The sequence below is a fragment of the Tistlia consotensis USBA 355 genome, assembly GCF_900177295.1.
In the GTDB taxonomy this organism is placed as follows: Bacteria; Pseudomonadota; Alphaproteobacteria; order Kiloniellales; family DSM-21159; genus Tistlia; species Tistlia consotensis.
The window spans coordinates 1-1742 of sequence record NZ_FWZX01000076.1; the positions used below are offsets into that span (position 1 = coordinate 1).

The following is a 1742-nucleotide window of genomic DNA, read 5'->3' on the forward strand; positions in this document are numbered from 1 at the left end:
GCCGCCTGCCGGCTCTCCGAAAGCGCCTGCTCCGCCTGCCGCTGCGCCGCCAGCTGCTCCGAGCGAAGCTCGAAGACGTTCCCCGCCTTCTCGCCGAAGACCTGGAGCGGCGCCCGCTTGGCGTCGAGCTGCTCGGCGAGCTTGTCGGTGCCGGCCAGGGCTGCCGCGGCACGGCTCGCCGTTTCGGCGAAGTCGGCCTGCAGCTGCTTCAGGACCTCGGCGTTCGGTGCCGTCGTGGCCTGGCCCATCAGGCCGGCCATGCGGTTGCCCTCGGCCTTCAGGCTGAGGATGCCGCGCAGCGACTTCACGCTCTCGTCCATCAGCGAACGGATCGCGTCGTTGCTCTCGGAGACCGTCTGCTTGCTGGCGATCTTCAGGTTGCGCTCGCTCTCGTCCTGCAGCGGCCCCAGCTGCTTGGCCAGCGCGTCGGTCGCCGCCTCGACCCGGCCGGCGAGGCCGGCCTGGGCCTGCTCGGCGTCCCGGCGCTCGGCAGCCGGCAGGGCCAGCAGGCCGCGGCGCTGCTCGAAGACGCCGTCGGGTCCGCTGCCCAGCGCCTTCAGGGCGGCGAGCGCCTCCTTCAGGGGCGTGCTCCAGGCGCCCTCCGGCAGCCTGCCGAGAGCGGACTGCAGGGCCTTGGCCTGCTTGTCGAACAGGCCGGACAGCCGGTCGAGCTCGCCCGGCTCGCCCGCCGCCAGGCCGGCGAACAGCAGCCTGCCGAGCCGCTCGACGCCCGCCGAGGCCTCGAGGCCGCGGGTGACGTCGGCGACCTCGTGCTTGAGCAGCGAGTGCATGCGGGACTTGAAGGTCATGCCCGTCGCGACGCCCGCCATGTTCATGTTGTCGCTCGAGGTCTTGGTCGCCTGGTCCGCACTGTCGAGCAGGGCCGCATGGGCGGCGTTCATCGCCTGGCGGCGGCCGGCGATCTCGGCCGCGAGCTTGCCTTCGAGCGCGACCGCCTTGTCCAGGCTGCCGGTCGCACCGGCCAGGGCCGCGATGTCGTTGCGGATCGCCTCGATCCGCTCCGGCCGGGCGCCCAGCGCCTGCAGCCGCTCGACCCCGCTCTCCAGGGTCGCCAGCTTGCCGTTTAGGCCGTCCCGCTCGGCCGTGCGTTCCGCCTCGCTGCCGGCCGCGGCGAGCAGCGGCGCCGCAGCCGCCAGGCTGGCCGCGCCGGCCTGCTGGGTCAGCGCCTCGGTCAGGGCCGGCACACTGCGGTCGGTCGCGATCGAGAAGCTCTTCCGGACGTCTCGCCCGCCGATCACCGCGACGCCGCAGGCCAGCAGGGTCAGCGCCGCGACCCCGCCGAAAGAGAGAAACAGCCGGGGCGCGATCCCGAAGCCTCCGCGCCGGCCGGGCCGCGCATCGCGCGCCCCGCTGTCGTACCCCTCGATGTCATGCCCCTGGTCGAATGCCTGGCTGGTCCCCGGGAGGTTCATGTCTCTGCTCTTCTTGGTTGTTCGGCTTGCGGTCCGGACGAACGCCCGGCGTGGATAGAAGACTGTCGTCAGGCGAGTCTTGCGGCCGGGTTAACGCCCCGGGCACGGTGCCGGGATACCTGCGGTCGAGCGGCTTTTCCCGGCCGGGCGTGGCGCAAATGCCGCAGTGCAGCAAGGGCCGGATCGGCGCGCAAAGGAAAGCGGCCCCACCCCGGATGCGTCGGGATGGGGCCGCGCCGCCCGTGACAGGCAGGCTCGCCTCTAGGCCGCCCTGATTCTTTCGAGGAAGCGGTCGACCTGGTCGGCGAG

General features: G+C 72.9%; 1 protein-coding gene. It reads right to left on the reverse strand.

The annotated features are described in order from the left end of the window. A partial coding sequence (locus B9O00_RS32130; protein ID WP_143596446.1) for a hypothetical protein occupies positions 1-1433 on the reverse strand: 1433 nt, incomplete at its 3' end. Positions 1434-1742: the final 309 nt, after the last annotated feature.